Origin of the sequence: Mesorhizobium sp. M2A.F.Ca.ET.039.01.1.1 (assembly GCF_003998035.1) — a bacterium.
Taxonomy (GTDB): Bacteria; Pseudomonadota; Alphaproteobacteria; order Rhizobiales; family Rhizobiaceae; genus Mesorhizobium.
In genome coordinates this window covers 1-3,160 of record NZ_RZRY01000703.1, presented here as the reverse complement: position 1 = coordinate 3,160, position 3,160 = coordinate 1, and the positions used below count along the sequence as shown (strand labels likewise).

General features: G+C 63.0%; 5 protein-coding genes and 1 pseudogene. 4 read left to right on the top strand and 2 right to left on the bottom strand.

Annotated elements, in window-relative coordinates; all coding sequences use genetic code 11:
* Positions 1 to 577 (bottom strand): annotated as a pseudogene (locus EOA24_RS32165) (osmolarity sensor protein EnvZ); the annotation flags it as partial.
* Positions 574 to 1,290 carry a response regulator transcription factor gene (locus EOA24_RS32160; RefSeq protein WP_126081630.1) on the bottom strand — a complete coding sequence of 239 codons (717 nt, stop codon included), beginning with the start codon at positions 1,288 to 1,290 and terminating at the stop codon, positions 574 to 576. The gene EOA24_RS32160 and the pseudogene EOA24_RS32165, both read right to left, overlap by 4 nt.
* Positions 1,291 to 1,528: 238 nt before the next feature.
* On the opposite strand from EOA24_RS32160, the gene EOA24_RS32155 reads away from it, so the two are divergent.
* The 4 genes from EOA24_RS32155 (at position 1,529) to clpS (ending at position 3,009) form a co-directional block, all read left to right on the top strand.
* Positions 1,529 to 1,834, top strand: coding sequence for a hypothetical protein (locus EOA24_RS32155; RefSeq protein WP_126081631.1), 306 nt, complete (start codon positions 1,529 to 1,531; stop codon positions 1,832 to 1,834).
* 37 nt (positions 1,835 to 1,871) lie between these two features.
* The gene (locus EOA24_RS32150; protein ID WP_126081632.1) at positions 1,872 to 2,120 is read left to right on the top strand and encodes a hypothetical protein; all 249 of its coding nucleotides are present in this window, start codon (positions 1,872 to 1,874) and stop codon (positions 2,118 to 2,120) included.
* 140 nt (positions 2,121 to 2,260) lie between these two features.
* Entirely contained in the window at positions 2,261 to 2,575 is a 315-nt protein-coding gene (locus tag EOA24_RS32145) for a hypothetical protein (RefSeq protein WP_245466971.1), read from the top strand.
* A 128-nt stretch (positions 2,576 to 2,703) separates the two neighbouring features.
* Positions 2,704 to 3,009: an ATP-dependent Clp protease adapter ClpS gene (clpS, locus tag EOA24_RS32140; protein WP_042640247.1), complete on the top strand. Its 306-nt coding sequence runs from the start codon at positions 2,704 to 2,706 to the stop codon at positions 3,007 to 3,009.
* Positions 3,010 to 3,160: the final 151 nt, after the last annotated feature.

Below are 3,160 nucleotides of genomic sequence, written 5' to 3'. Positions count from 1 at the left end.
GCGGCAGGCTGTCGAGGCTCAGAATCGGCCCCGCCGGCGTGATCGGTTCCGTGAAATTCAACCACTGCCCGTCGGAAAAACGCAATGACGCCGTCAGCTTGTCGCTCTGCGCGAAATCCGCGGCGAGCACCAGAAGGTCGCGTTCGACCTGGCCGACATCCCTGTTCACCGCCTGACCGTCCGGGACGTCGGCCTCCTGGGTGGCCGGATCGCGCCGCACGCGCGCGTCGGTGACGCCGAATTTCGAAAGGCGGCCGACCAGGATGTCCTCCAGCTCGGCCAGTTCATCATCGCCGGCGATCGAGGAGGTGACGGCGGGCGTGTCCGAAACCGTCAGCGCATAGGTCGAGTTGAACAGGCCGGATGCGGTCGCCTTGCGCTCTTCGGGCGTGGCGTCGTGCATCAACTGCACGAGCGAATAGGCACGGTCGTTCAACCGGTAGAGATCGACGACACCGTTGGCGGCGGCGCGGTCGCGCGCCACGATGTAGAGCGTCGCCACCTGGCTGAGCATGAGGCCGGCAATGACGATGAGCAGCACCCAGGCAGGCAGGGTCTGCGGCAGGAAGCGTCTCATTCGGACGTTGTCTCGGGCAGGAACTGATAGCCGCCGCTGCGCACCGTCAGGATCAGTTTCGGCGTTTTCGGATCGTCTTCCATCTTGCGGCGCAGGCGGCTCACCAGAATGTCGACGCTGCGGTCGAAGCTGTAGCCGGTGTCGCCGCCGGAGAGCTCGATCAGCTGCTCGCGGGTCAGCACGCGTCCCGCGCTCTTCACGAGGGTCTGCAACAGGTTGAACTCGGCCATAGTCAGCTCTACCCGCACATCGTCGGGGGCCGTCAGGCGGCGGCGGGCGCAGTCCATCGTCCAGCCGGCGAAGCGGTATATCTGCTTGGCGACGGGGCGGCGCGGCTCGGCGCTGCCGTTGCGCCTCAGCACGGCGCGGATGCGGGCCAGAAGCTCGCGCGGATCGAAGGGCTTGGGCACATAGTCGTCGGCGCCCATTTCGAGACCCACAACACGGTCGGTCGTCTCGGTGACCGCGGTCAGCATGATGATCGGCGTGGTGTAGTTGGCGCGGATCTCGCGGCAAAGCTCGAGTCCGCTCCTTCCGGGCAGCATCACGTCGAGAACGATCAGGTCCACCGGCGTGCGGCGCAGGACCGCCTCCATCTCGGTGCCGTCACCGGCTACCGTCGTGTGCAGCCCGCGCTTCTGGAAAAACTCTTGCAGCAGGTCGCGTATGCCCTTGTCGTCGTCGACGATCAGTATGTGTGCGTCCGATTTCACTCGAAACCTATGATTCTGTTAGCCGGGCGTCCCTTCGGCGATCTCTCACACGATAGAATTCGGGCCACATCTTGGCCAGTGGCCGCGATCGCCGCGCCGGTCGGGTTCCCCAGAAACAATCCAGAAACAAAATTCTACAGTCGAGAAAAACTGGTGAAAAATTTCAAGGGCATAACCGGTGCCGTGGCGGTCAGGTCATCGGCTGCGACGCAAGTTTCCGGAGTAACGGACGACACCAATGCAGAGGTTCTGGATCAGCGTGATGGGTGCTTTGCTCAGCATATCGCTCATCACAGCAGCGGCCGGCGCCTCAACCCCAAAGGTCGCGCCGCCGCTCACCCGGACCGAGCGTTGCACCAATCTGAGCCGTCAGGTTGACGAAGCCCTCGAAACCCATGCCGCGGCAACGCAGGTCACCGCGGCGAAAGCACTGCAAAGAAAGGGAGACCGGTTCTGCGCCAACAAGAAACAGGCACAGGGAATCCGGATGCTCGCAAACGCTTTGAAGCTGCTTGGAGTGACACCGATCGATCCCGTTCAGTGACGCTCATCCAGATCTGCAAGAAAAAGGAAATGAAGCCATGAAGAAGTCCATCCTCTCCGCCCTCGGCCTCGGTGTTGCCCTCGCTTTCGCCATGCCGGCTCTCGGCAACGCCGCCGCCACGACGACCGCTGCTCCGGCTGCCTCGACGACCACGACCGCTCCGGCCGACGCCACGGCCAAGCCGGTGAAGAAAGTTTCGGCCAAGAAGACCGTCAAGAAGCACAAGAAGGCCGACACGAAGAAGGTCGTCAAGAAGACCGAGAAGAAGGACGCCCCGAAGACCTGACCCGGGCTTCGACATCATCCTGCAAAGCCGCTCCGGTTCAGGCCGGGGCGGCTTACGCGCGACGGAAGCCTTCTCGATCGGCAAGTTTCCGCCGCGCAGCCTTAACCTGATTGCAATGCCGGTGCTGTAGGACAATCCGCATGAAGAAGCGGTTTTCGTCCCTGATGCGTTCGCTGACACTCGGCGGCCTGATCGCCACCGCGGCCGCGCGATCGTTGATCATCTTTACCGCAAGTCCCGTGCCGGATCCCGCCAGCGGCAGGACCGAGCCAGAGCTGTTCGCTCCGCTGAGCTCTTCAAGCTTCGACTACATCACGCCGGCGCAGTCCTGGATTCTTCTCGTGCTGACCGGCTCGACGATGATCGGCTTTGCCGCCTGGATGCTCTTTGCGCTGCTGGAGCGCGGATCGGGCGGCCCCGACAGGTCGCGCACGGCCGGGCGGCAGGGCCGTTGACCGGCAGCCAGCGCTTCCCCACATAGAGTTGATCGCCCTGGCCTTGTCGCCGTTGCGCAGTCAAATGGACGAGCGCGTTTCTGCGTGACAAAGTGATGTGAAACCCAGTTCCTCGCTGGTGGATTCCGATGCCCGAAACCGTCATCAAACCCCGTGTCAAGGCGCAGCCGAAGACCGAGCGGCCGAAGCTTTACAAAGTCATCCTGATCAACGACGATTTCACGCCGCGCGAATTCGTCGTCACTGTGCTCAAAGGCGAGTTCAAGCTCAGCGAAGACCAGGCGCATCGTGTCATGATCACGGCGCACACGCGCGGCGTCTGCGTCGTTGCAGTGTTCACCAAGGATGTCGCGGAAACCAAGGCGACGCGGGCGACCGATGCCGGCAAGGCCAAGGGCTATCCGCTGCTGTTCACCGTCGAGCCGGAAGAGTAGGGTCTTTTCCCTCGCCCCGTTTACGCAGGGCTGTCCGGGGAAAGTTAGACATAGTCGAGGCTCATCTGATCGGGAGAGCAGCGGGGGTACCTTCGACTTGGATTGACGGGCGGCGGTTTGTCGATGGCGGCGATGTGGCGCCGCTCGAACA

Excerpts from the sequence above, each read along its gene's own strand:
- EOA24_RS32145 (WP_245466971.1), top strand. The coding sequence starts at position 2,261 with ATGAAGAAGCGGTTTTCGTCCCTGATGCGTTCGCTGACACTCGGCGGC.
- EOA24_RS32155 (WP_126081631.1), top strand. The coding sequence starts at position 1,529 with ATGCAGAGGTTCTGGATCAGCGTGATGGGTGCTTTGCTCAGCATATCG.
- clpS (WP_042640247.1), top strand. The coding sequence starts at position 2,704 with ATGCCCGAAACCGTCATCAAACCCCGTGTCAAGGCGCAGCCGAAGACC.
- EOA24_RS32150 (WP_126081632.1), top strand. The coding sequence starts at position 1,872 with ATGAAGAAGTCCATCCTCTCCGCCCTCGGCCTCGGTGTTGCCCTCGCT.